General features: G+C 41.0%; 24 protein-coding genes. 10 read left to right on the forward strand and 14 right to left on the reverse strand.

The window, feature by feature from the left end; translation table 11 throughout:
- Nucleotides 1-143 precede the first annotated feature (143 nt).
- Nucleotides 144-404 (forward strand): spore morphogenesis/germination protein YwcE, encoded by a 261-nt coding sequence (locus ACQKEZ_RS08900; RefSeq protein ID WP_427299979.1) that lies wholly within the window; start codon nt 144-146, stop codon nt 402-404.
- An 80-nt stretch (nt 405-484) separates the two neighbouring features.
- On the opposite strand, the gene qoxD is transcribed toward ACQKEZ_RS08900, so the two are convergent.
- From qoxD to ACQKEZ_RS08940, 8 genes are all read right to left on the reverse strand, one after another.
- Nucleotides 485-871, reverse strand: a complete 387-nt coding sequence (qoxD, locus tag ACQKEZ_RS08905) for a cytochrome aa3 quinol oxidase subunit IV (RefSeq protein ID WP_427299981.1) — start codon at nt 869-871, stop codon at nt 485-487.
- 1 nt (nt 872) lies between these two features.
- On the reverse strand, nt 873-1,490 hold the full coding sequence (gene qoxC, locus ACQKEZ_RS08910) for a cytochrome aa3 quinol oxidase subunit III (protein ID WP_427299983.1): 618 nt from the start codon (nt 1,488-1,490) through the stop codon (nt 873-875).
- Nucleotides 1,490-3,448, reverse strand: a complete 1,959-nt coding sequence (gene qoxB, locus ACQKEZ_RS08915; RefSeq protein ID WP_427299985.1) for a cytochrome aa3 quinol oxidase subunit I — start codon at nt 3,446-3,448, stop codon at nt 1,490-1,492. The genes qoxC and qoxB overlap by 1 nt, the downstream gene beginning before the upstream one ends.
- Before the next feature lie 27 nt (nt 3,449-3,475).
- Complete coding sequence (gene qoxA, locus ACQKEZ_RS08920; protein ID WP_427300539.1) at nt 3,476-4,432, reverse strand: cytochrome aa3 quinol oxidase subunit II; 957 nt, start codon at nt 4,430-4,432, stop codon at nt 3,476-3,478.
- Nucleotides 4,433-5,093: 661 nt separating this feature from the next.
- Nucleotides 5,094-6,176: a M24 family metallopeptidase gene (locus ACQKEZ_RS08925; protein ID WP_427299987.1), complete on the reverse strand. Its 1,083-nt coding sequence runs from the start codon at nt 6,174-6,176 to the stop codon at nt 5,094-5,096.
- Nucleotides 6,177-6,180: 4 nt separating this feature from the next.
- On the reverse strand, nt 6,181-7,704 hold the full coding sequence (gene galT / locus ACQKEZ_RS08930; RefSeq protein ID WP_427299989.1) for a UDP-glucose--hexose-1-phosphate uridylyltransferase: 1,524 nt from the start codon (nt 7,702-7,704) through the stop codon (nt 6,181-6,183).
- A gap of 34 nt (nt 7,705-7,738) precedes the next feature.
- Nucleotides 7,739-8,731, reverse strand: a complete 993-nt coding sequence (gene galE / locus ACQKEZ_RS08935) for a UDP-glucose 4-epimerase GalE (RefSeq protein WP_427299990.1) — start codon at nt 8,729-8,731, stop codon at nt 7,739-7,741.
- A gap of 2 nt (nt 8,732-8,733) precedes the next feature.
- The gene (locus ACQKEZ_RS08940; RefSeq protein ID WP_427299991.1) at nt 8,734-9,909 is read right to left on the reverse strand and encodes a galactokinase; all 1,176 of its coding nucleotides are present in this window, start codon (nt 9,907-9,909) and stop codon (nt 8,734-8,736) included.
- A gap of 185 nt (nt 9,910-10,094) precedes the next feature.
- Between ACQKEZ_RS08940 and ACQKEZ_RS08945 the strand changes: the two genes are divergently transcribed.
- A complete protein-coding gene (locus ACQKEZ_RS08945; protein WP_427299993.1) occupies nt 10,095-10,940 on the forward strand; it encodes a helix-turn-helix domain-containing protein in 846 nt (281 codons plus the stop codon).
- A gap of 33 nt (nt 10,941-10,973) precedes the next feature.
- Here the strand turns inward: ACQKEZ_RS08945 and ACQKEZ_RS08950 are convergent, their stop codons facing one another.
- Both ACQKEZ_RS08950 and ACQKEZ_RS08955 read right to left on the reverse strand, forming a co-directional pair.
- Nucleotides 10,974-11,231 carry a hypothetical protein gene (locus tag ACQKEZ_RS08950; RefSeq protein WP_427299995.1) on the reverse strand — a complete coding sequence of 86 codons (258 nt, stop codon included), beginning with the start codon at nt 11,229-11,231 and terminating at the stop codon, nt 10,974-10,976.
- Nucleotides 11,232-11,256: 25 nt separating this feature from the next.
- A complete protein-coding gene (locus ACQKEZ_RS08955) occupies nt 11,257-11,688 on the reverse strand; it encodes a GtrA family protein (protein WP_427299997.1) in 432 nt (143 codons plus the stop codon).
- 416 nt (nt 11,689-12,104) lie between these two features.
- On the opposite strand from ACQKEZ_RS08955, the gene ACQKEZ_RS08960 reads away from it, so the two are divergent.
- From ACQKEZ_RS08960 to ACQKEZ_RS08980, 5 genes are all read left to right on the forward strand, one after another.
- The gene (locus ACQKEZ_RS08960; RefSeq protein ID WP_427299999.1) at nt 12,105-12,245 is read left to right on the forward strand and encodes an anti-repressor SinI family protein; all 141 of its coding nucleotides are present in this window, start codon (nt 12,105-12,107) and stop codon (nt 12,243-12,245) included.
- A gap of 296 nt (nt 12,246-12,541) precedes the next feature.
- Entirely contained in the window at nt 12,542-13,231 is a 690-nt protein-coding gene (locus ACQKEZ_RS08965; protein ID WP_427300001.1) for a class I SAM-dependent methyltransferase, read from the forward strand.
- Complete coding sequence (locus ACQKEZ_RS08970; protein ID WP_427300003.1) at nt 13,224-13,892, forward strand: glycosyltransferase family protein; 669 nt, start codon at nt 13,224-13,226, stop codon at nt 13,890-13,892. Before ACQKEZ_RS08965 ends, ACQKEZ_RS08970 begins: the two co-directional genes overlap by 8 nt.
- 107 nt (nt 13,893-13,999) lie before the next feature.
- Nucleotides 14,000-14,314 carry a DUF485 domain-containing protein gene (locus ACQKEZ_RS08975; RefSeq protein ID WP_427300004.1) on the forward strand — a complete coding sequence of 105 codons (315 nt, stop codon included), beginning with the start codon at nt 14,000-14,002 and terminating at the stop codon, nt 14,312-14,314.
- Nucleotides 14,311-15,852, forward strand: a complete 1,542-nt coding sequence (locus tag ACQKEZ_RS08980) for a solute symporter family protein (RefSeq protein ID WP_427300006.1) — start codon at nt 14,311-14,313, stop codon at nt 15,850-15,852. The genes ACQKEZ_RS08975 and ACQKEZ_RS08980 overlap by 4 nt, the downstream gene beginning before the upstream one ends.
- Nucleotides 15,853-15,887: 35 nt before the next feature.
- Here the strand turns inward: ACQKEZ_RS08980 and ACQKEZ_RS08985 are convergent, their stop codons facing one another.
- The 4 genes from ACQKEZ_RS08985 to cidR form a co-directional block, all read right to left on the reverse strand.
- Entirely contained in the window at nt 15,888-16,265 is a 378-nt protein-coding gene (locus ACQKEZ_RS08985) for a nuclear transport factor 2 family protein (RefSeq protein WP_427300541.1), read from the reverse strand.
- A 186-nt stretch (nt 16,266-16,451) separates the two neighbouring features.
- Nucleotides 16,452-17,123 (reverse strand): thiamine phosphate synthase, encoded by a 672-nt coding sequence (gene thiE / locus ACQKEZ_RS08990; RefSeq protein WP_427300008.1) that lies wholly within the window; start codon nt 17,121-17,123, stop codon nt 16,452-16,454.
- Complete coding sequence (gene thiM / locus ACQKEZ_RS08995; RefSeq protein ID WP_427300009.1) at nt 17,110-17,934, reverse strand: hydroxyethylthiazole kinase; 825 nt, start codon at nt 17,932-17,934, stop codon at nt 17,110-17,112. The genes thiE and thiM overlap by 14 nt, the downstream gene beginning before the upstream one ends.
- 15 nt (nt 17,935-17,949) lie before the next feature.
- Nucleotides 17,950-18,837 carry a cidABC operon transcriptional activator CidR gene (cidR, locus tag ACQKEZ_RS09000; RefSeq protein WP_427300011.1) on the reverse strand — a complete coding sequence of 296 codons (888 nt, stop codon included), beginning with the start codon at nt 18,835-18,837 and terminating at the stop codon, nt 17,950-17,952.
- Between the two features lie 173 nt (nt 18,838-19,010).
- Between cidR and ACQKEZ_RS09005 the strand changes: the two genes are divergently transcribed.
- From ACQKEZ_RS09005 to ACQKEZ_RS09015, 3 genes are all read left to right on the forward strand, one after another.
- Complete coding sequence (locus ACQKEZ_RS09005; RefSeq protein WP_427300543.1) at nt 19,011-19,385, forward strand: CidA/LrgA family holin-like protein; 375 nt, start codon at nt 19,011-19,013, stop codon at nt 19,383-19,385.
- Nucleotides 19,379-20,059: a CidB/LrgB family autolysis modulator gene (locus ACQKEZ_RS09010; protein WP_427300013.1), complete on the forward strand. Its 681-nt coding sequence runs from the start codon at nt 19,379-19,381 to the stop codon at nt 20,057-20,059. The genes ACQKEZ_RS09005 and ACQKEZ_RS09010 overlap by 7 nt, the downstream gene beginning before the upstream one ends.
- A gap of 130 nt (nt 20,060-20,189) precedes the next feature.
- Nucleotides 20,190-21,221 carry a trypsin-like serine peptidase gene (locus ACQKEZ_RS09015; protein WP_427300015.1) on the forward strand — a complete coding sequence of 344 codons (1,032 nt, stop codon included), beginning with the start codon at nt 20,190-20,192 and terminating at the stop codon, nt 21,219-21,221.
- Nucleotides 21,222-21,318 lie beyond the last annotated feature (97 nt).

Below are 21,318 nucleotides of genomic sequence, written 5' to 3' on the forward strand. Positions count from 1 at the left end.
TTCCATTAATTGAGTTTACTTCAAAACCATTTGTGGTATAATAATTGTAACAAAATGTTCACATTTTCTCCTTAAAACAGACACAATTGAATCCTAACACTCTTAGTTGATCCGAACATCAATTTACAAAGGAGCTGGATACGATGGATATGTTCTTTGCGTACTTATGTATTGCATCGGCTACACCACTGTTTTTATGGCTGGAGAATAGAAAAATCGCGATTGCTTCGATACCGCCAATTATGATTATGTGGATTTTCTTTGGTCTTTACATGACAAGCAGTTTATCTCCTACAGGACATACCTTCATGATTGCTTTCTTTGCGATTAATGTTGTTCTTGCACACATCGCTGCATTCCTCATCTATGGACTTCCTTTCATTCGCAAAAGAATCACAAGATAGCAAAATTGTAAACGCCATCAATTTTAACTAAAAAACCACTCATCTCTAAAGGATGAGTGGTTTTTGCATTTCTACACAATTCATTCATTTTCGGAATGCTCAGACTGCTTAGGTGCAGATGGTGAGTATCCGTCTTTGCTGTTCTCCCCGTGACTGTAGTGAGCTGCAAAGATCCATACAGAACCAATGACGAAAATAATTGCACAGAATAAACCAAACAATGTATTTCCGACTTGCACTGTACCATTTTCGCTTTCTGTCATATGCATGAACATGAAAAGCTGTAAGAACGCCTGAATGAAAGCAAAACCGAAAATAATCCAAAGTTTTGCTGTACTGCTTATGTCAGCTCCGATCGCAATCCAAAATGCCAAAATCGTTAGAACAATGGATAAGGCGAAACCAACAATGTGTTTCCAAGGGAAGTGTTCGTGCTCTGCTGTGTGAGATTGTGTTTTTCCAGCCATATCACAAAAGCCCCCCTAATCCGATCAAATAAACTGCTGTGAAGATGAAAATCCATACAACATCAAGGAAATGCCAGTAAAGACTTGAGATAAAAATCTTCGCAGCTGTCTGTGGTGTTAAACCACGTTTTTTAATTTGGATTAAAATACCAGTGATCCAGAAGATACCGATCGATACGTGCAACCCGTGAGTCCCTAAAAGTACAAAGAATGCAGACCAATACGCACTTGTATGAAGAGATGCACCTTCATGTACATAGTGGAAGAACTCATATACTTCATAGCCAACGAAACCTGCACCTAGAAGCAAGGTTAAGATCGTCCAGATAACAACACCTTTTGTGTTACCACGACGCATTTCATGAACAGCAATCCCACAAGTGAAACTACTGACCAAAAGAAGGAATGTCATGATCAAAACAAGCTTCATATCAAATAGCTCAGACGGAAGTACACCGCCTGCTGTTCTACCGTGAAGAACAAAGTAAGTCGCAAAAAGTGTTGAGAACAACACGATCTCTGCACCAAGGAATATCCAGAAACCAAGAATGTTTAAACGTCCGGTTTCAGACTGATACTCAAGTGGGGCATTTGCATAACTATTATCATTATGTCCCATTACTTCTGCGCCTCCTTGTTCTTTTTCTCTGTTTCAACCACTTCTTCAACAGGAATGTAGTAGCCATTATCGTATTCGAAGGAACGTAAAATCATTGTTAAGAACACACCGATTAAACCAACAATGCCAATCCAGTACCATTCAAACACAAGACCGAACGCGCCGATTCCGAAGAATACTGACATGATAAACGGTCTGCCTGAATTGTGCGGCATATGAATTTTCTTAAATTCTTTTTCAGGATGAACATCCACATTGTTTTGCTTCCAAACATGGAGAGCATCAGGTGCTGTTACTTCTGGAAGTGCTGCAAAGTTGTAATGCGGCGGAATCGCAGAAGATGTCGCCCAATCAAGTGTACGTCCTTCTCCCCAGCTGTCTCCAGACACTTCACGTTTCGCGTGTCTCCAGCTGTAGTAAATGTTGTAGCAAAGGATGATGAATCCGACACCCATCATGAATGCACCGATTGTTGAAATAAAGTTAAGCGCAGTCCAACCATCCTCTGGTCCATACGTATAAATACGTCTAGGCATACCTTGCAGTCCTAAGAAGTACTGCGGGAAGAAACAGATGTTAAATCCGATCATGAATACCCAGAAGAACCATTTGCCGATTCTCTCGTTTAGCTTGTGGCCAAACATTTTTGGATACCAGAAAATAAGACCTGCAAAACATGCAAATACAGTACCTGCGATTAATACATAGTGGAAGTGGGATACAAGGAAGTACGTGTTATGGTACTGATAATCCGCAGCTGCCATCGCAAGCATAACCCCAGTAACACCACCGATAACGAAGTTCGGGATGAAACCAAGTGCCCAAAGCATTGGTGATGTAAAGCTGATACGCCCTCGATACATCGTAAAGAGCCAGTTAAATATTTTCACACCAGTCGGTATGGAAATCGCCATTGTCGTAATCGAGAAGAACGAGTTAACTGCTGCACTGTTACCCATTGTAAAGAAGTGGTGAACCCATACAAGGAAACTTAGTACAGAAATCGCTACGATGGAAACAACCATCGCTTTGTAACCGAAAAGCTGTTTTCTTGAGAACGTTGCAAATATTTCTGAGAAAATACCGAAAGCTGGTAGGATAACGATATATACCTCAGGATGTCCCCAAATCCAGAAAAGGTTCGCCCAAAGCATTGGCATACCGCCTGCTTCGAGTGTAAAGAATGCAGTTCCGAATAAACGATCGAATGTCATAAGTGCTAAAGCTACTGTTAGTACAGGGAATGCGAATACAATGATGACTGATGTAATAAGAGTCGTCCATGTAAACATCGGCATACGCATAAGCGTCATACCTTTTGTACGCATTTTCAGGATTGTTACCATAAAGTTAATACCTGTCATTAGCGTACCAATACCTGCGATCTGAAGCCCAAGCAAGTAGTAATTTTGTCCAGGTCCCGGAGAGAAGTCATTGCCTGCGAGCGGCATGTAACTCGTCCAGCCTGCACTTGGTGATCCTCCAATAACGAAGGAAATATTGAACAACATTGCTCCAACCATAAAGGTCCAGAAACTCAAGTTGTTCAAATAAGGGAATGCAACGTCACGTGCACCGATTTGAAGTGGTACAACAACGTTAATTAATCCAATCAAAAATGGCATTGCCATGAAAAGAATCATGATCGTACCATGCGTTGTAAAAATTTCATTGTAGTGGTTTGCATCTAAAAACGTGCTATTAGGAAGCGCCAGCTGTGCACGCATCATCAGTCCGTCTACCCCACCGCGGAAGAACATAATAACAGCAGCAAGGATATACATGATCCCTAACTTCTTGTGATCAACTGATGTAATCCATTCTTTCCAGAGCCACGTCCATTTTTTGAAATATGTGAGTACAAAAACGATGGCAATGGATGTAAGAGCGATAGAAATTTGCGCACCAAGAATTAATGGGTCTCCAGTTACAAAAAACTCATCCCATTTTAATTGCATAACGGCCTCCTCCTTTCCTTAGTCAGATTATTCACTATCTAATTTTCTTTTATAGCCCTTCACATTCTCAAAAGGATCTTTATGAGAGTGCGGAGAAACTGATTGATAACCTAAACGTTTGCGAGCTTGAAGCGCATATTCAGAATCTTCGCCGTGCTTCGCAAAAGATAAATGAGTTGATGAGAATGTCTGCACATCTGCACCATCTGGAAGCATCAAGTAATCATACTTTTTCTTCGTTAGTTTTGGTGCTTCTTTTTGAGACTTACTCACCCATTTGTCATAGTCAGACTTTGTCAATGCATTGACTTTGAATTTTTGCTGTGCAAAACCTTCACCTGTGAAGTTTGCATTTCTTCCTTGATAAGTGCCCACTTCGTCAGCTTGAAGATACTGCTCCATTTCCATTCCAGCCATTGCATACTTTTCTCCACCTAACTGAGGAATCCAAAGTGATGCCATTGTATCAGCAGATGTGATTTTGAATAAAATCGGCTGATCTTCTGGAATGTTTAAGTAGTTCACTGTCTCGATGTTTTCTTCTGGATAACTAAAGATCCATTTCCAATCTACAGCTGTCGCATAAATGACAAGCGGATCTTTATGGCTCGTTGCTTTAGGTGCCTCATCTAAAGAATAGATCGTTTTAACAGTTGGAACAGAAAGTGCAACAACGATTAATATTGGGATCACTGTCCAGACAACTTCTAATAGCGTATTCCCGTGTATTTCTGGGTTGTATGAAGCGTTCCCGACATCTTTGCGCTCGCGATATTTAACTAAGATGATTGTGAATAGAACAAATACCGCTCCAACGATAAAGAGCATGAATCCAATAGACAAGAGAATCAAGTCTTTTTGTTGCGCAGCTACAGGTCCCTTAGGATCTAAAACAGCGATATTGCTGCATCCCCCTAATACAAATACACTCGCTAGTATCGCTAGTAAAAGTAAAGGTTTAATTGCTCTGAACAAGAAGATCACCATCCTTCCTCAAGTAATGTATAAATTGTTGAATAATTGTTGAAAAGCCATCTGCCTTCGAAAACTTTTCTTCCACTTTGTAATGCTATCAAAATCTGCAGGAGTTAGCCTCCCTTTTTTGAAAAGTTCATTTATTTTTCAACAGTTTTCTAATAAAATGTCATAATTTCGTCAAAAATTTATATTATTGTAGAAATAAACTTTTTCAAAGATTTTGAAAAGATGAGAGTTGAAGGCAAAGGACATGCAAACAAAACATTTGTTAAATTTAGGTTTACCACAATAAAAAAGTTTGGTCAAATTTTAATTTAACTTTATGAACTTTTATCTAAGTAAACAATTCTAAAATAGTAATCCCTCATCCAACAAAACCTTCCTCATTTTAACGCATGTTGACGAGAAAAGAAAGATCATATCTTCAACCTGTATGCTGTAAGAATTGGTAATGTAGATAAATGAGAGGAATCTCACTAAAGACTTCCATAAAAAAACCGACAAATTGTCGGTAGCAGCGTGTAGACAAACCCTCGCATTCATTGTCAAATCTGCGCGCTGGTGCTCACGAATGTTCAATTCGCTCCGCTCCAGTGCTCAATCTTCCTAGACTTCAAGGGCTTTCAATTCACGCTGAAAAGAAGACAAATTGTCGGTAGTACTGCATTTATTTGTTTCTCACTAGCAAATCTGGACGTCTATATAAAACACCTGCATGCTCAATTTCAATGTACGGCCATTTTCCCGTGTGAGTTAAAAAGCGATTTCCTGATTCCTCAACGACCATCGTATCTTCTGACTTCAAGCCGGGAAGGGAAGGATTCCACGTATAAACTTGATGAAGCTTAATTATTTCACTTGATTCAGGCACAGCGATGATTTCCCTTGAAGCATAGCCAGTTTTTCCACCTTGATGTAGCTTTCTCCAGCTATCAGGATATCCTTCAGCCTCGTATTGAGAGATTCCAGCCTTTAGAACATCCCCAATCGTACTACCTGGGCGGGTAGCAGCATTCATGACGACATCAATACGTGCAAGACGCTCTTTATTCTCAGCAAGCTCGTTCGGCAGGCTTCCAAAGTAGACAGAGCGTGTTACGTTCGCCACAAGTCCGTTTCTCTCAGCACAAAGAACGATGAGCGCATGTTTTTGCAGTGCTTTCCCCGTCGGGATTGGATGACGATATTGCACTATGCGATCATCTGTTGCCACTAACAGTACCTCGATGGTCATGCCCTTTGCTATTGCCCTTTGAGCAACAAGTGAAGCAATCTCATTCTCTGTTTGACCAGGAACAATCTCTTTGCAGATCGATTCAACGATCGTAGCTGTTTCATGGCAGAGCATTTCATATTGATCGAGCTGTTCTTTCGTCAGGATAGACCTTGCATGAGACAAATCGTCCTCTATCAGCTCAAAGCCTTCTGTTTCAAGGTCAGTCCCTATCTTTTTGCCTTTCGTCCGTTCCTCGACATATGTGGCCTCATCCTCGAACCAGTTCATTGAGACAACTTTGTATGGATGATCAAAGAAAGCCATTTCTTCTTCAACAATCCGCTTTTCTTCCATTTGATTGACAATCAGGATGATCTCATCACGCAATATCAACAGCTTGCACACGCCATCAGGGATATTCAAGACAATATGATTTTGCCTGCCACCTGTCAGCCAAGAGAAATTATTTCGTTTCTGTATCAACACACCGTCAAGCTGTTTTTCCTTCATCAGACTTCTTACTGTTTCGATCATACTTTCACCTGCCTGTATTTAATGTATGAATCAAACGCTTAAAGGCTTTTTTCCCTTCCTCCGTTCTTTTAAACACACCTGCTTGAGAAAGAATTCGTGAGAAAACAAAACCAATCTCCTCTTTTAAAATGTCGTCGGCGTTCTCTTTTGTAAACGCTCGCTTTTCTAGCATTCGCTTCGCCCATGCCTCATGCTTTTGAATATCTGGGCGGGCTTTGATTTCCTGTAATGGATTTGTAGATAACAGTGCCTCTTTCAATTGATGCATTTCTTCCGCTAGCCTTCCGGGAAGCACTGCAAGCCCCATCACTTCTATTAAACCAATATTCTCTTTTTTAATATGATGTACTTCTTCATGTGGATGAAAAATACCGTATGGATGTTGTTCATTTGTACGGTTATTACGGAGCACAAGATCAAGCTCATAGTGCTCTCCTTGTCGTCTGGCAATAGGAGTGATCGTGTTATGCGGCGTATCGCCAGTATATGCGACAATATCTACTTCTTTATCTGAATAGGCCTTCCACTTTTCAAGAATAAAATCTGCTACACTGGCAAGCTCCGTTTGACAATGGCTTCTTAGGCGGATAACGGACATTGGCCACTTTACAATACCAGCTCTCACTTGCGGAAATGCATTCAGGGTGAATGTGTCCTCCATTTCTGCTTTTGCCATTGGAAATTCGTGTGCGCCTCCTTGAAAGTGATCATGGCTTAAAATGCTACCACCTACTATTGGAAGGTCTGCGTTTGATCCAATGAAATAATGAGGGAACATCGTGATAAAGGAAAGCAGACGTTCAAAGGTCGCTTTCGTCAGCTTCATTGGTTCATGCTTCCCTTTCAACACGATACAGTGCTCATGATAATAAACATATGGAGAAAATTGAAGAAACCACTCCTCCCCTCGTAACGTCAGAGGAATCACGCGATGGTTTTGCCTTGCAGGATGATTAACTCTCCCTTGAAATCCCACGTTCTCCTTGCAGAGCAAACAAAGTGGATATTGCTTTTGGCTCATTTTTTTTGCTTCTTCGATCGCCTTTGGATCCTTTTCCGGCTTAGATAAATTAATCGTCATTTCAAGCATGCCATCATCCGTTTTGGTGAACCACTGAATATTTTTTGCAATTCTACCTGTGTGAATGTAATGTGCATGTCTTTGATGCTCATAGAACCAACTTGTTGCTGCCTTCGCCCCTTCTTGAAGTCGTTTTTCTTCGAAGGTGGCAAAAATAACACTTGGAGGTGCCACGAAGCACCCCATTAGCTTCGCATCAAGCAAATCCCGATACGTATCTGTTCCCTCAGGAAGGAGACCTGTTTGTTCTGCCCAATCTAAGATAGCTGACAGGATCACTTCAAGCGGCTGTACTTCGCCCGTCAGCTTCTTCAGCCCTACGTCATCTAGTTCTAACACCTCTAGTAATCTATTTCTTGTATAATCCTTGTCTAGTGGTGTCATTAATTTTGTATCTACCCCGTATTGAATCAACTGCTCAAGCTTTTCAAAAATATCAATCGCCATTCCCTTTGTCTCCTCTCAAGCCGGCTGTTACGCGTTATTCACTTTGATAGCCATTCGGATGTTTTTGGAACCAAGTCCATGCACTTTTAATGATTGTGTGAAGATCAGCATATTGAGGCTGCCAACCTAGTTCTTGAAGGGCTTTTTCAGAGGAAGCAATCAGCTTCGCTGGGTCACCTGCACGCCTTTTTGCTACCTGTGCTGGAATCGGATGACCTGTGACTTCTCTTGCTACTTCCACTACCTGCTTCACCGAAAAGCCTGTTCCATTTCCTAAATTGTAGGTTGCACTTCCCTTTCCATCACGAAGACGATCAACTGCTAAAATGTGTGCGTCCACTAAATCCATTACATGAATATAATCTCTGATGCATGTGCCATCTTCTGTATCATAATCGTCTCCATAGATCATGATTTGTTCTCGTTTCCCAAGTGCCACTTGAAGAATGATCGGAATGAGGTGAGTCTCAGGCTGATGATCTTCCCCAACAAGACCTTCTGTATGAGCGCCTGCTACATTAAAATAACGAAGCACAACATGCTCAATCCCATATGCTTGTTCAGACCACTTCAGCATTTTTTCAATGGCTAACTTTGTTTCACCATATGGATTCGTTGGATTAGTCGGGTCCGTCTCAACGATCGGTACACGCTTTGGCTCGCCATATGTGGCTGCTGTGGATGAGAAGACGATTTTTTTGACACCAATCTCATTCATTACTTGAAGTAGCACAGTCGCCCCACTGACATTGTTGTCATAGTATTTGAGCGGATCAACCACACTTTCTCCAACAAGAGAATCAGCCGCAAAATGCATCACTGCCTCAATGTCATGCGTCTGAAATACCGCTTTTAAAAACGAAGCATCTCTTAAATCACCTTGTTCAAGCACTGCACCAGCTAGTACAGCTTCCTGATGACCTGTCTGAAGATTATCGACAATCACCGTTTTTTCTCCTTTTGCTAGTAAAGCTGCTACTGCATGACTGCCGATAAAACCAGCGCCACCACAAACTAAAATTGCCACATTTATTCCTCCTCTGTGATTTCTCTAGCTCCGCCCCCAATTCCAGCTGTGTAAAACGTTGCTTGAAGACCTGTTTGTTTGAAATACATCGCACCAGTTTCTTCTATAAATGATTCAAGTGACTCTTCCCTAACAATGCTGACGGTACAACCGCCAAATCCCGCGCCTGTCATTCTGGAACCGATTGTCCCTGGGTGAAGCCATGCCGCTTCTGCCAGTATATCTAACTCTTCTCCAGTCACTTCATAATCATGTTTAAGTGAAAGATGCGACTCTTTCATGAGAGAACCTAGTTCTTCAATTTTATCACCTTTTAAAAATTTTACAGCTTTGACGGTCCTCTCGTTTTCAGTCACTACATGTCTTGCTCTCTTGAGATTGATCTGATTTTGAATCAAATGCGCATGTTTTTCGAATTCATCGACGGTTAGTTCACACAAATGATTGATTTGTAGCATTTGATTGAGATCGTGTAAAGCGGCTTGGCACTCTGCCCTACGTTCATTGTATTTTGAGTCAGCAAGCGTACGTTGTTTATTCGTATTCGCAATCACAAGCGCTAGCCCTGATTGCCGAAATGGGCTGTACTCATACGAGAGGTTGTCACAGTTTAGTAAAATGGCATGATCCTTTTTGCCAAGACTAATAGAAAACTGATCCATAATGCCACAATTGACTCCGATAAACTTGTTTTCTGCACGCTGTGCGAGAAGTGCAAGGTCGACCTTCGATACGCCAAATGCATGCCATTCATTTAAAAGTACAGCTGTGACAAGCTCAATGGAAGCGGATGAAGAGAGACCTGCACCATTTGGAATGTTGCCGTAGTAGACAATGTTAAACCCCTCCTTCACAGACATCCCTGCCTCTTCAAACATCTTTAAGACACCTTTCGGATAATTTGCCCAGCCATCTGCATCTTTGTAAACGTTTTCAGAAAGGTCCACCTCTTTGATTCCATCCTCCCGGAAGTTCAGGGAGTACATTTTCACAAGACGATCTGAGCGTTTTGCACAAACCGCATACGTTCCAAGTGTCAGTGCACATGGGAAAACATGTCCTCCATTATAATCTGTATGTTCCCCAATAAGATTAACTCTGCCAGGAGCAAAGAAATAGCGAAGTGAATCTGTGTGGCCAAATTGCTGTTTGAAAGCGGATTTTAAGGTCTCAAGCATGTCATGTCCCCTTTTCTATCATCTTATATTCTTATTCTAGTTGCGGGAGCAGACTATTTTCAATGGTAAAAAAACCGTTAATAAATACCCTTTTTTTGCTGTGGATGGTACGATGTGTTTATGAGGTGTATCATGATTAAAAACGCAAAAGGGTTGTTTTTTGCTACGAAAGGGGGATTTCCAATTTGAAAAAAGAAGCATTTGCTTTTCGTTTTCATCATTCTGATGTTCCACTTACTGCTCAAATCTGGTCTGTTGGCTGGGAGGTTCAATCTTCTTCTTTATATAGCTGGAATGGTGTACAACGGAAGGATCAGGGCAAATGTATTTTTCAACTCACACTGTCTGGTCATGGCATGATCGAAATTGGGGAACAGCGGTTTAAAGTGCTACCAGGGCAAGCCTTTCTCGTGAAAAGCCCAAGTGCTTATCAATACTACTTCCCAGAGGACAGTGAGCATTGGGAATTTCTCTATTTGACGCTCTACGGGGAAGCTTGTGATCTTTGTTTTGATCATTTTATTAAACAAGGAAAGCAGGTCATGCGTTTTCATCCAAATTCAAAGCCGATCCGTCTTCTGAAAGATATTTATGACGAAGCCAGTGAGAAGCGGATTACCAATCCGTTTGAGGGGTCAAGCCTTGCTTATCAGTTTGTCATGGAACTTTATTCATATTTGCCAAAGCTTGAAGGACAAATGGAGAAATGGCCTGAACCGATTGTACAAGCTGCCTTGTTTGCCAGCCACCATTTCCATGAAGAAATCGGGCCGGATGACATGGCAGTTGCGGCACGTTTATCCAAAAGTCATTTTACGAGAGAATTCAAAAAAGCGACAGGCTTTACCCCAATTCACTATTTGACAAATATTCGATTAGAGAAGGCGGAAACGTTACTTAAAACAACGAAATACTCGATTGAAGAAATTGCGATGCAGTGCGGCTACCGAAATGCGAATTACTTAAATAAAGTATTCCGCAAAAAAATTGGCATGTCTCCAAAGCAGATACGGGAAACAAGCGATGTATAAAAAAGAGCAGCCACTTGTTCAATGGCTGCTTCTTTATCCGTTTGTCAGATCGACATGAATTCTCCCTTGTTTCAGGACGATGGTCATCTGTGTATCGGGTGTCATTAAATTTTCTAAGATGTCCGTAGTCGTTTGGAGCGCAATGTCCATTCGGTCGATCTTTTCTTTTTCCCGTTCTGTAAATGCTTCTGGATTTGCCGTCATTTCTTTGACTAGTTTCAGCACTTGTTCATGCTGCTTTTCCATCTGTTGATAGATCACATCGTATAATTCGTCTGGCCTGCTGTTCATTCTTGATCACCTATCTCTTCACTTGTTAAATAACATCTTCTTTTGTTTTCTTAAACACAAACCACTTGCTGGCGACATAGTTGACAACCACGATCACAAAATTCACAAGGATTTTTGCGATTGTTTCATTAATAGCCATTTGGCTCACGAATAAAATCATCAGTCCCAGGTCAACACCTAGAGAGATGAGGCGTACACTTAAAAATGAAGAAAGCTCACGCATCAGGCTTTTGGTGTCAGGTGTTTTTTGTTTGAAGACATATTTTTTGTTTGTGATATAAGCGAAGAGAACAGCAAATACCCAAGATACAACTGTTGCCGTTTTATAATCCATGGAAAACATCTCAACTAGTAAATAGAAGCTGACAATGTTGACAATGGTTGTGCACACGCCCATCACAAGATACATGACAACTTCTTGATATTTTTGAAAAAGGCTAAACATGTCTTTCTTCATTCCTTCTTGGTGGATTTCTTTGTTTCTTTAAGAATACCATCTTGGCGCAAACTTCCCAAATCGGCATTGTACACATCTTGAAAAGATGAAACTTGCTCAAAACAAGCACGGATGCTCTCACGTTCTTTATATGAGCCAAATGATTTAGGTCTTTATCATTATTTTAATTTATAATCTTTTAAGTGACTTTACAATTGTTTATTATTAGAAATAAGTACAGAATGTTTTTGGGTTTTTTAGTCATTTTTTTAGGAATGTGGTCGGTGATCTAGCATTCGAAATAGGTTAAATGTCATTGTTTTTTTAATACTGCTATGTTTTGATGTTAGTCAACCAACACACTCGTACTGATACTTAGACGGTTTGTAAAAGTCATTGGTTGCAGATGAATATGTCTTATTGAACTGGAGGATTTTATGGATACGCATGTAAAAAGAAGAGTTGACGAAGAGTGGGTTTATTTGATTCAGGAAGCGAAAAAAATTGGACTAGACATCGAAGAAATACAAGCATTTTTAACATCCAACGGTGATCAGAAGAAAATAAACAAACCGTAAATCAACGCCGATATCCTTTGTCTTTCAGACTGCTTTGGCTAAAAAGTTCTGACCTGTCAATTGATCTTTTGAAAATCCTTTCATGACGATATGCTAAACGTTACGAAAACCTCTCCACTAAATCCCTTCTCATGATGGGGTCCTGTCTTTCTATATTAGGAGGACAGTCCGATTCCCGTTCTTTATATGACCTCATCTCTCCTCTATATTTCCCTTACATCTTCCGGTATAAAGACAAACTATCCAACAATATATTATCAAGAAGGCTTTTTTAAGCAAAGAAAGGTGGGTAGACAGTGAGTTCAGATTCCCTTTCCTATTATCATCAAAAGAAAGAACAATATTATCACGGTGCTAATCCCGTCATCGTTGAGCGAATTCGGAATGAATGGACCACAATTCTTGATATTGGGTGTGGGACAGGTCAGCTTGGGAAAGCATTGCAGCAAAAAGGAAGGAAAATATATGGACTTGAAGCGTTTGAAGAGGCAGCCAAACAAGCAAAGCAACAACTACACCATGTGTTATGTGGAGATATTGAACAAATGGATTTACCCTATTCGTCCGAACAGTTTGATTGTATCGTATTTGGTGATGTTCTTGAGCATTTAACTGATCCGTGGGCTGTATTAAAGAAGGTGAAGCCCTTTCTCAAAAAAGAAGGTGTCATCCTCTCCTCCATTCCCAACATTGGACATATTTCAACAGTACTTGAACTTTTAGCAGGTAGATGGACGTATACAGAATCTGGACTGATGGATCAAACACATTTACGCTTTTTTACCCTTCATGAAATAAATGCTCTGTTTCAGTCATCAGGCTTTCGTATTCAGAACGTTGAAACCATTCGTGTACAGCACCCCTCTTATGTGCACATCACCAATGATTTACATGAACTGCTTGTGAAGCATGGTATTCGCTTTGATTTCAATCAGGAATCAACTGCCTATCAATATGTCATTGAGGCGGTTCAAATCATTGACTAACCATACGATTTTGTTTGTCCTCTGTGTGAATGATGATACAATGTTTGATCAATGCTTTAGGCAGCTCGCCTCCTTGCCTGCGCCTGCTGGCTATCGAGTTGAAGTCATGCCTTTACGGGGTGTAAAAAGTATGGCATCTGGCTACAATCAAGCAATTGAGCATCCTGCGAGGTTCAAAATTTATCTTCATCAGGACACACTGATCATTTATCAACAAATGCTCCACACACTCATTCCGCTGTTCTTGCAAAATCCATCACTCGGGATGATCGGGGTGATTGGAGCAGAAAATCTTCCGGATAATGGGATTTGGTGGGAGAGTAAGCGATGTAATGGTAAGGTCATCGAATATAGACATGACACCTACAAGCTCCTTAGTTTTGAATCTACACTTGAACAACAAGAAGCACCAGCTTTTACAAAAGCGGCTGCAATTGATGGTTTATTGATGGCAACCCAGTATGATTTGAAATGGCGGGATGATTTATTTGATGACTTTCACTTTTATGACGTCTCTCAATCTCTCGAATTTGCGAGCCATGGATATGATGTAGGGATTGTTACTCAGAGAGAGCCTTGGTGTTTGCACAAATGCGGTGATCATTTTGATGCGGTTGCATACGAAAAAGCCAGACAAACATTCCTTACAAATTATAGGTAAAAAGCGCCCTTTTCGGGTGCCTTTTTTATGTTATACTGTCATAAACAACCAGAACGCCTCATATTCATTGGAGTACCTTGTCCCTAATCCGTATAAAGGAGGAAACAATGTCAGAAAAACACGTTCATTACAGGAAGGTTGCCGCATCAGAGGATTTTCGAAAACTTCTTGAGGAAAAACGCCGATTTATTGTACCCATGACAATTTTCTTTTTTCTCTTTTACTTTTCACTTCCGGTTGCTACATCCTATTTCACCTTTTTGAACACACCGGCAATTGGTCCTATTTCATGGGCATGGTTATTTGCCATCACACAGTTCATCATGACTTGGACATTATGTGGACTATACGCAAAAAAGGCAGCTCGGTTCGATCGTTATGTAAGCGCTTTAAAAAAATTAGAAAGTGGTGATGACAAATGAGCATCACCGCATTTATCTTATTTGTTGCGATCGTTGGACTCACACTGGTCATTACGTATTTTGCAGCAAAAAAAACAACAAATGCAAGTGACTTCTACACAGCAGGTGGAGGACTGACAGGATTTCAAAACGGTCTCGCCATTGCTGGGGACTATATGTCTGCGGCCTCATTCCTAGGCATTGCTGGAATGATTGCGCTGAATGGGTTTGATGGTTTTTTCTATAGTATTGGCTTTTTAGTTGCTTACCTTGTTGTTTTATATATAGTAGCAGAGCCACTTAGAAACCTTGGTAAATATACAATGGCGGATATGATCGCCTCTCGATTCAAACGCCCCGCTATTAGAGGAGTAGCCGCCTTTAATACAATTACTGTCTCGACTTTTTATATGATTGCACAGCTTGTGGGGGCAGGTGCGCTCATCAAGCTTCTTCTAGGCATTGATTATTCAATCGCTGTACTGATCGTAGGTGTGCTCATGACCATCTATGTTGTTTTTGGCGGGATGATTGCCACAAGCTGGGTTCAAATCACAAAAGCCGTATTGCTAATGATTGGAACACTGATCATCTCTCTACTAGTGTTTGCAAAATTTGATTTTAGCTTAGCCAATATGTTTGAGCAGATGAAAACAGCAACACCACTAGGAGATGCCTTTTTGAATCCAGGAAACAAATATAATGTGCCACTGGAAACTCTCTCTCTTAATCTAGCGCTTGTGCTTGGTACTGCTGGACTTCCGCATATTCTGATTCGCTTTTATACAGTGAAAGATGCTGTGGCGGCAAGAAAGTCTGTTCTTTCTGCCACATGGATTATCGGGATTTTTTATTTAATGACCGTCTTCCTCGGATTTGGTGCGGCTGCATTTGTTGGATCTGAAGCGATCACCGCAGCTGATCAAGCTGGAAATATGGCGGCACCACTTCTGGCACAAGCGCTTGGCGGTGATTTTTTATTTGCTTTCGTGTCAGCAATTGCATTTGCGACAATACTAGCAGTCGTGACTGGGCTTGTATTATCAGCCGCTTCTGCTTTTGCACATGACATCTACAGCCAGCTGATCCGAAAAGGCAAAGCAAGCGAAAAAGAACAAATGAAAGCAGCACGTTTTGCTTCCATTGGTGTTTCTGTACTTTCTATCCTTCTTGCTTTATTTGCGCAATCCTTAAACGTTGCATTTCTTGTCTCACTTGCCTTCGCAGTAGCAGCAAGTGCCAATTTACCATTAATCATTTTTACTGTGTTTTGGAAAAGATTCAACTCGACTGGCGCAATTGCAGGGAGCTTGACTGGGTTGGTGAGTGCACTGATTCTTGTGTCATTCAGTCCTAGTGTTTGGGACCCTTCAGGCGCTGCAATCTTTACTGGAGAACCGTTGATCCCACTCACAAACCCTGGCATTATTTCCATCCCGCTAGGCTTCCTCGCAGCTTATTTAGGTACCATTTTGTCATCTGAACGTGTGGATGAAGACGCGTTTGCAGAAATCCAAGTGAAAGCACATACGGGCATGCACATGGACTCAGATAGTTGAAATGAAAAAAATGCCGGCTATACTTAGCTGGCATTTTATTCATAACGAGCAAATAACTGAGGATTATTTGGTACGTTTTCTAAGTAGACAATTTTTCCAGATTCATCGAGTTCTGCAATATCGACGCCCTCTGCCGTATAGACGTTGCCATTCGCAAGCTTTCCACAAACAGCCCAATTTGTCTCATATTTTCCATCTTCTCTTTTGACCCACTGATCCCACATATGTTTAATATCTTCATGCGTTTGAAAAAATGTATTTAAAAACTGTTTAAACTCGTTCAATCCAGGTTTTTGACGACCATTTAAAACGATCATCACGTCTTCAGAAAATAGGCTCAACAGCTCATCCATTTGCTGTTGCCCTTTTCCTGCCTCATCATAGCGGCGGAAATACGTATCTAAAACTTCCATCATTTCATCTCCTTTCCCACCTTACATTTCGATGTTTATCGAACTAACGAAATTGTACATAATGAATCATTGCTTGTCAATTACTTGAAATCTACAACAAAAATCACTTATTGAGTGAGCGAACAGGTATGAATTCATTGAATCCATACCTGCTTATAATGGAAATCTATGCGCCTCGCTTTTTCCTTATAACAGTGCCTCTTTTTCAGCCAGAACAAGCGAAACAAGAGCAGAGGCGACCTTGCTCGGATTATCATCCTGACTAATGGCACTAATGACACTTATCCCATCTGCCCCTGCTTGAATGACAGGCGCAGCATTATGCAAAGTAATGCCACCAATTCCAACGATCGGAATGTCCAAACCATGACTGCGCACCTCTTTTATGAAGGAAACACCTTGTACAGAGCGAGTATCTTTTTTCGTTTCTGTCGGGTAGACAGGTCCTATTCCGACATAGTCTGCTCCAGCTTGGATTGCCTGCTTCACTTCAGCCAAGTTGTGAGTAGACACGCCTAATATTTTATCTCCGATGACATGTCTCACCTCTTGGGCATTCGCATCCTCTTGCCCAACATGAACACCGTCAGCCTCAATTTCAAGTGCAAGGGGCACATCATCATTCACAATAAACGGAACCTGAGCCTGTCGGCAAAGCGCCTGTACTTGTTGTGCAAAGCGTTTCTTTTCTTCCCCTTGAAGCGCATGATTGCCCTTTTCACGAAATTGAAAAATGGTGATGCCCCCTTTGATAGCTTCCTCAATTACCTCAAGTGGCTGTGCGGATGTATTATTTGTCCCCATAATAAAGTAAAGAGATAATTGTTGTTTCAATTGCTGTTGTTCAACCCTCGCCATGTTCATGTCCTCCTAATCGACCAGATGTAACCACATCCTGTACGGATGTTTGTAATAATTGATTTAAGAGCTCTATTTGAAAACTTCCTGGGCCTTGTTCTACTGTCCTTTGCGCCGCTTTCTCTGCGGCAACACCATAAAATACAAGTGCCGCTGCTGCTGCATGAAGCGGAGAGTTCGAGACTGCACAAAAAGCACCTACAATTGAGGTTAATAAACATCCTGCCCCCGTAACCTTTGTTAGCCATTCATGTCCGTTACAGATGGTCAAATCGTCTTTTCCATCTGTCACAACATCTACTTTTCCTGTAATGACAACAACAGAACCGAACTCAAGTGCCGCTTTTTTGGCTAATTCGCGAACGTCACCATGTCCTTCCTTCGCATCAACGCCTTTGATTTCCCAACCTTCTGCCTCTAGTACATTCGCAATTTCAGCGGCATTCCCTCTCACAACCGCTATATCGACCTGATTTAATATCTGCTTAGCAGACTGAGTGCGAAATATTGTGGCTCCTGCACCAACTGGATCTAATAAAACAGGTACACCTTTTTCATTTGCTGCTTTCCCTGCTATGATCATTGCTTCAACTGTCTCTTTTGTTAAAGTACCTATATTTAAAACAAGTGCATCTGCGATTTGAGCCATCTCAGCCACTTCTTCTTTGGCATTTGCCATGACGGGAGAAGCACCTAAAGCGAGCAACCCATTTGCAGTAAAATGAGTGACAACTTGATTGGTGATATTATGCACAAGTGGATTCTTCGTTCTCACTGCTTCTAAAATATCAGATGCTTGCTTCGTATTCATATGATTGTCCTCCTTTTACTCTGCGCCCCAGACATAGGACTTCGTATGCTTCAGCCATTCTCTTGCTGCAAATGACATGTAGCGATCCTTTCGCCAAATAACACCTAGATGCCACGGAATAGAAGGATTTAACGACATGACCTTCACTTTCTCAGGATCAAGATCACGGCAAATTCGTTCTGGTAAAAGTCCTATTCCTAAATTTTCCGTCACCATTTCACTAATGAAATCCCATTGTGAAGTCTCATAAATGACATTTGGCCTGAAACCTGCATTCATACATTCATTCATAATCCGACTATGTAGCACAAAATCCTCTCTGAAGAAGATAAACGATTCTTCTCTTAAATCCGCTAGATGTACCTCAGAACGTTCCGCCATTGGGTGGGATGGGTGGGTGACAAGCTTCATACTCTCTTTTATGATCGTGTACGTATGAAAAATTTTATCATTAGCAGGCAGAACAATGACACCAATATCAAGAGAGCCGTCTTCCACGCCTTCCTCAACCTTAATCGATCCATGTTCGACAAGCTGAAAGGTGACATCAGGATATTGCTGCCGAAATTCCCCCATCACATTTGGGAAAAAGCTCGATCCAATCATCGGTGGTAGCCCGATGCGAATATGCCCTTTTTTCACATTCATTAGATCGTTTAATTCATTCGTCAAGTTTTGAAAAGATTTTGCAATTTCACTTGCTTGTGTGTACATGGTTTGTCCCGCATCGGTCATTTCAATTTGTCTGCCGCTTCGCTCAAACAATTGAACACCTAGTTCATCCTCTAGGTTTTTGACCATTTTTGAGATGGTCGGCTGTGAAACATAAAGAGATTGTGAGGCCTTTGTAAAGCTCTTTAATCTTGCGACTTCTAAAAAGTACGTTAAATGTCTAATGTCCATATACGCCCTCCTCCCTATAGACAAATGGAATAATAACTATTCGATATATGTATTTTACCTATAACAAAACGTGCTGTACACTTTTAATTAAGCCAAACGAATGAAACGTTATCATGCTTTTGTGAAAGAATGAACATTTTATTTAGAAAAGGAGTGAAAAGAAAATGCACTTGATCAAAACGTCGCTTGTCGGCACTCTTCAAGTCACTGTCTTGTTTGTTTTTTCCAAGCTGATGAACCTATTCGCGACCTTTTTGCATCTTAGGATACCGGGTACGATTTTAGGCATTCTTGTCATTTTCTTACTACTTCACTTTAACATCATTCAATTAAAATGGATTGAACTAGGAGCCTTGTGGTTATTGGGTGAGCTATTGCTCTTTTTTATCCCTTCTGCGGTCGGTGTAATAGATTATGGGGAGATGTTCTCGCAATCTGGCACAAGCATTGTCCTTGTCGTCCTCATCAGTACATTTGTAGTGATGCTCTCTACTGGCATCATGACACAGACAATTGCCAAAAGAAAGGAGCGTAAGAAGCTGTGCTAGTGGGGTTGTTGTTTTTCATATTGACGGTCCTTCTTTACCTTGGATCAAAAGCCATTTACAAGCGTCATCCTAAGGTCTATGTATCACCGTTGCTTATTACACCGCTTATCCTTGTTGGCTTACTTCTGATCATTAACATTCCTTATGATGCCTATAATCAAGGCGGGAAGTGGTTAACGAATATGCTTCAGCCAGCCACAGTCGCTTTTGCGATCCCGTTATATAAGTATTTTCACATTTTAAAGAAGCATGCAGTGGAAATTATTTTAAACGTGGCTTGCGGTTCAGTTATTGCCATTTTATCCACTGCCTTTATTGCCAAACTGCTTCATTTAGATACAGGTCTGATCGAAAGTCTTGTGCCTCGTTCTGTGACAACACCCATCGCAATGAGCGTTTCAGAAATGATCGGGGGAATGCCGTCCGTTACGGCAGTGTTCGTCATTTTAACAGCCTTATTCGGCTCTATCATTGGCCCAATGGTCATTCGCTACTTCCGAATTGATAACGATATTGCCAAAGGCGTCCTACTCGGTACAGGAGCACACGGTGCTGGAACATCTAAAGCATTTGAGCTTAGCGCTGTTTCAGGGACCATCTCAAGTGTATCTATGATCATATCAGCTATTATCACCCTTTGTGTTGCACCATTGTTAATGTCGATCACACTATAAAAAGCCATTTTCATGGGTGAAAATGGCTTTTTAGTATCAATTCTTCATTTCGAGTCGCTCTGTAATGGAGCTAAACAAATGAATCAACAACACGAAAGTTTTTAAATCCTTTTTAGAATTATATGCTATAATGATGATGATTGTAAATAATGGAAAAAGAGGTGATGATATGAGGAAATTCCTATTCATACTTTCTGCCATTCTAACTGCCTTGACGATTATAGTTTGTTTAAATATGCCTAAAGCTCTTGCCACATCAAAAGACAAAGATTCATTAACCCAATCTAAGACCTCACCAGTTAAACCGAAAGACTTCAAAAGCTCTTCTAACTTAGAAGACGATCCTACAGGATATTGGACAAAAGACAGAATGAAAAAAGCCATTCCCAATGATCCAACTCACTCAAATAACGACACGCATCCCAAAAATAATAAATCTTCATCTTTAACAGAAGAGAAACCTAGTGATATTTCCGATCCCGTTGCTCCCGATAGTAGCAGTGATGCTAAAACAAATGTTGTTGTTCCTTCTACTGCGGGAAAAGTATTTTATTCTTATGATAGGAAAGATTACGTTTGTTCTGCCTCAGCTATAAACAACGATTACAAAAATTTAGTCATAACCGCAGGACATTGTGTACATGGCGGGAAAGACAAAGGCTGGCACTCTAACATTGCTTTTGCTCCAGCATATTACAACGGTTCTTTACCTTATGGTATTTGGAATTGGAAAGAGGCTCGCACCTTTAATGCTTGGATAAATAACAGTCATTTCAGTCATGATCAAGCTTTTTTTACTGTTTATCCCAAGACAAAGAATCTTATTAATACTGTTGGAGGAAATGGACTGTCAACAGGTTATGGTAAAGATCAGCCCAGTGTGCGTATTTTCGGATGGCCTGCGGAGAGCCCCTTTGATGGGCAATTGCCTTATTTCTGTGATGGAGCTTCGACAAGTGCTGGATTATTTAGTACTGACGCTAAAATGCCATGTGACATGAATGGGGGTGCTAGTGGGGGACCTTGGCTAAGAGAAATCATTGATGAAAACTTAGGATATGTTTTTGCTGTTACCTCTCGTCGTTCAACCTCAGGCACCCCTACGTTATTTGCCACTCCTAACTCCCAAGACGTGCGAACGATGTTTGATTTAATGGAATGAGGAAACATCATTAAAATCGGATCATTTATTTATAAGATGAAATGAAATAAAATAGATGCAGGCTGTCGTAATTCGACAGCCTGTCATGATTTCTCAG

Origin of the sequence: Bacillus sp. NPDC077027, from assembly GCF_050269555.1 — a bacterium.
Lineage (GTDB): Bacteria > Bacillota > Bacilli > Bacillales > Bacillaceae > Bacillus.

Excerpts from the sequence above, each read along its gene's own strand:
- ACQKEZ_RS08900 (WP_427299979.1), top strand. The coding sequence starts at position 144 with ATGGATATGTTCTTTGCGTACTTATGTATTGCATCGGCTACACCACTG.
- qoxD (WP_427299981.1), bottom strand. The coding sequence starts at position 871 with ATGGCTGGAAAAACACAATCTCACACAGCAGAGCACGAACACTTCCCT.
- qoxC (WP_427299983.1), bottom strand. The coding sequence starts at position 1,490 with ATGGGACATAATGATAATAGTTATGCAAATGCCCCACTTGAGTATCAG.
- qoxB (WP_427299985.1), bottom strand. The coding sequence starts at position 3,448 with ATGCAATTAAAATGGGATGAGTTTTTTGTAACTGGAGACCCATTAATT.
- ACQKEZ_RS08925 (WP_427299987.1), bottom strand. The coding sequence starts at position 6,176 with ATGATCGAAACAGTAAGAAGTCTGATGAAGGAAAAACAGCTTGACGGT.
- galT (WP_427299989.1), bottom strand. The coding sequence starts at position 7,704 with ATGGCGATTGATATTTTTGAAAAGCTTGAGCAGTTGATTCAATACGGG.
- ACQKEZ_RS08940 (WP_427299991.1), bottom strand. The coding sequence starts at position 9,909 with ATGCTTGAGACCTTAAAATCCGCTTTCAAACAGCAATTTGGCCACACA.
- ACQKEZ_RS08950 (WP_427299995.1), bottom strand. The coding sequence starts at position 11,231 with ATGAACAGCAGGCCAGACGAATTATACGATGTGATCTATCAACAGATG.
- ACQKEZ_RS08955 (WP_427299997.1), bottom strand. The coding sequence starts at position 11,688 with ATGAAGAAAGACATGTTTAGCCTTTTTCAAAAATATCAAGAAGTTGTC.
- ACQKEZ_RS08960 (WP_427299999.1), top strand. The coding sequence starts at position 12,105 with ATGGATACGCATGTAAAAAGAAGAGTTGACGAAGAGTGGGTTTATTTG.
- ACQKEZ_RS08975 (WP_427300004.1), top strand. The coding sequence starts at position 14,000 with ATGTCAGAAAAACACGTTCATTACAGGAAGGTTGCCGCATCAGAGGAT.
- ACQKEZ_RS08980 (WP_427300006.1), top strand. The coding sequence starts at position 14,311 with ATGAGCATCACCGCATTTATCTTATTTGTTGCGATCGTTGGACTCACA.
- ACQKEZ_RS08985 (WP_427300541.1), bottom strand. The coding sequence starts at position 16,265 with ATGGAAGTTTTAGATACGTATTTCCGCCGCTATGATGAGGCAGGAAAA.
- thiE (WP_427300008.1), bottom strand. The coding sequence starts at position 17,123 with ATGGCGAGGGTTGAACAACAGCAATTGAAACAACAATTATCTCTTTAC.
- thiM (WP_427300009.1), bottom strand. The coding sequence starts at position 17,934 with ATGAATACGAAGCAAGCATCTGATATTTTAGAAGCAGTGAGAACGAAG.
- cidR (WP_427300011.1), bottom strand. The coding sequence starts at position 18,837 with ATGGACATTAGACATTTAACGTACTTTTTAGAAGTCGCAAGATTAAAG.
- ACQKEZ_RS09015 (WP_427300015.1), top strand. The coding sequence starts at position 20,190 with ATGATGATGATTGTAAATAATGGAAAAAGAGGTGATGATATGAGGAAA.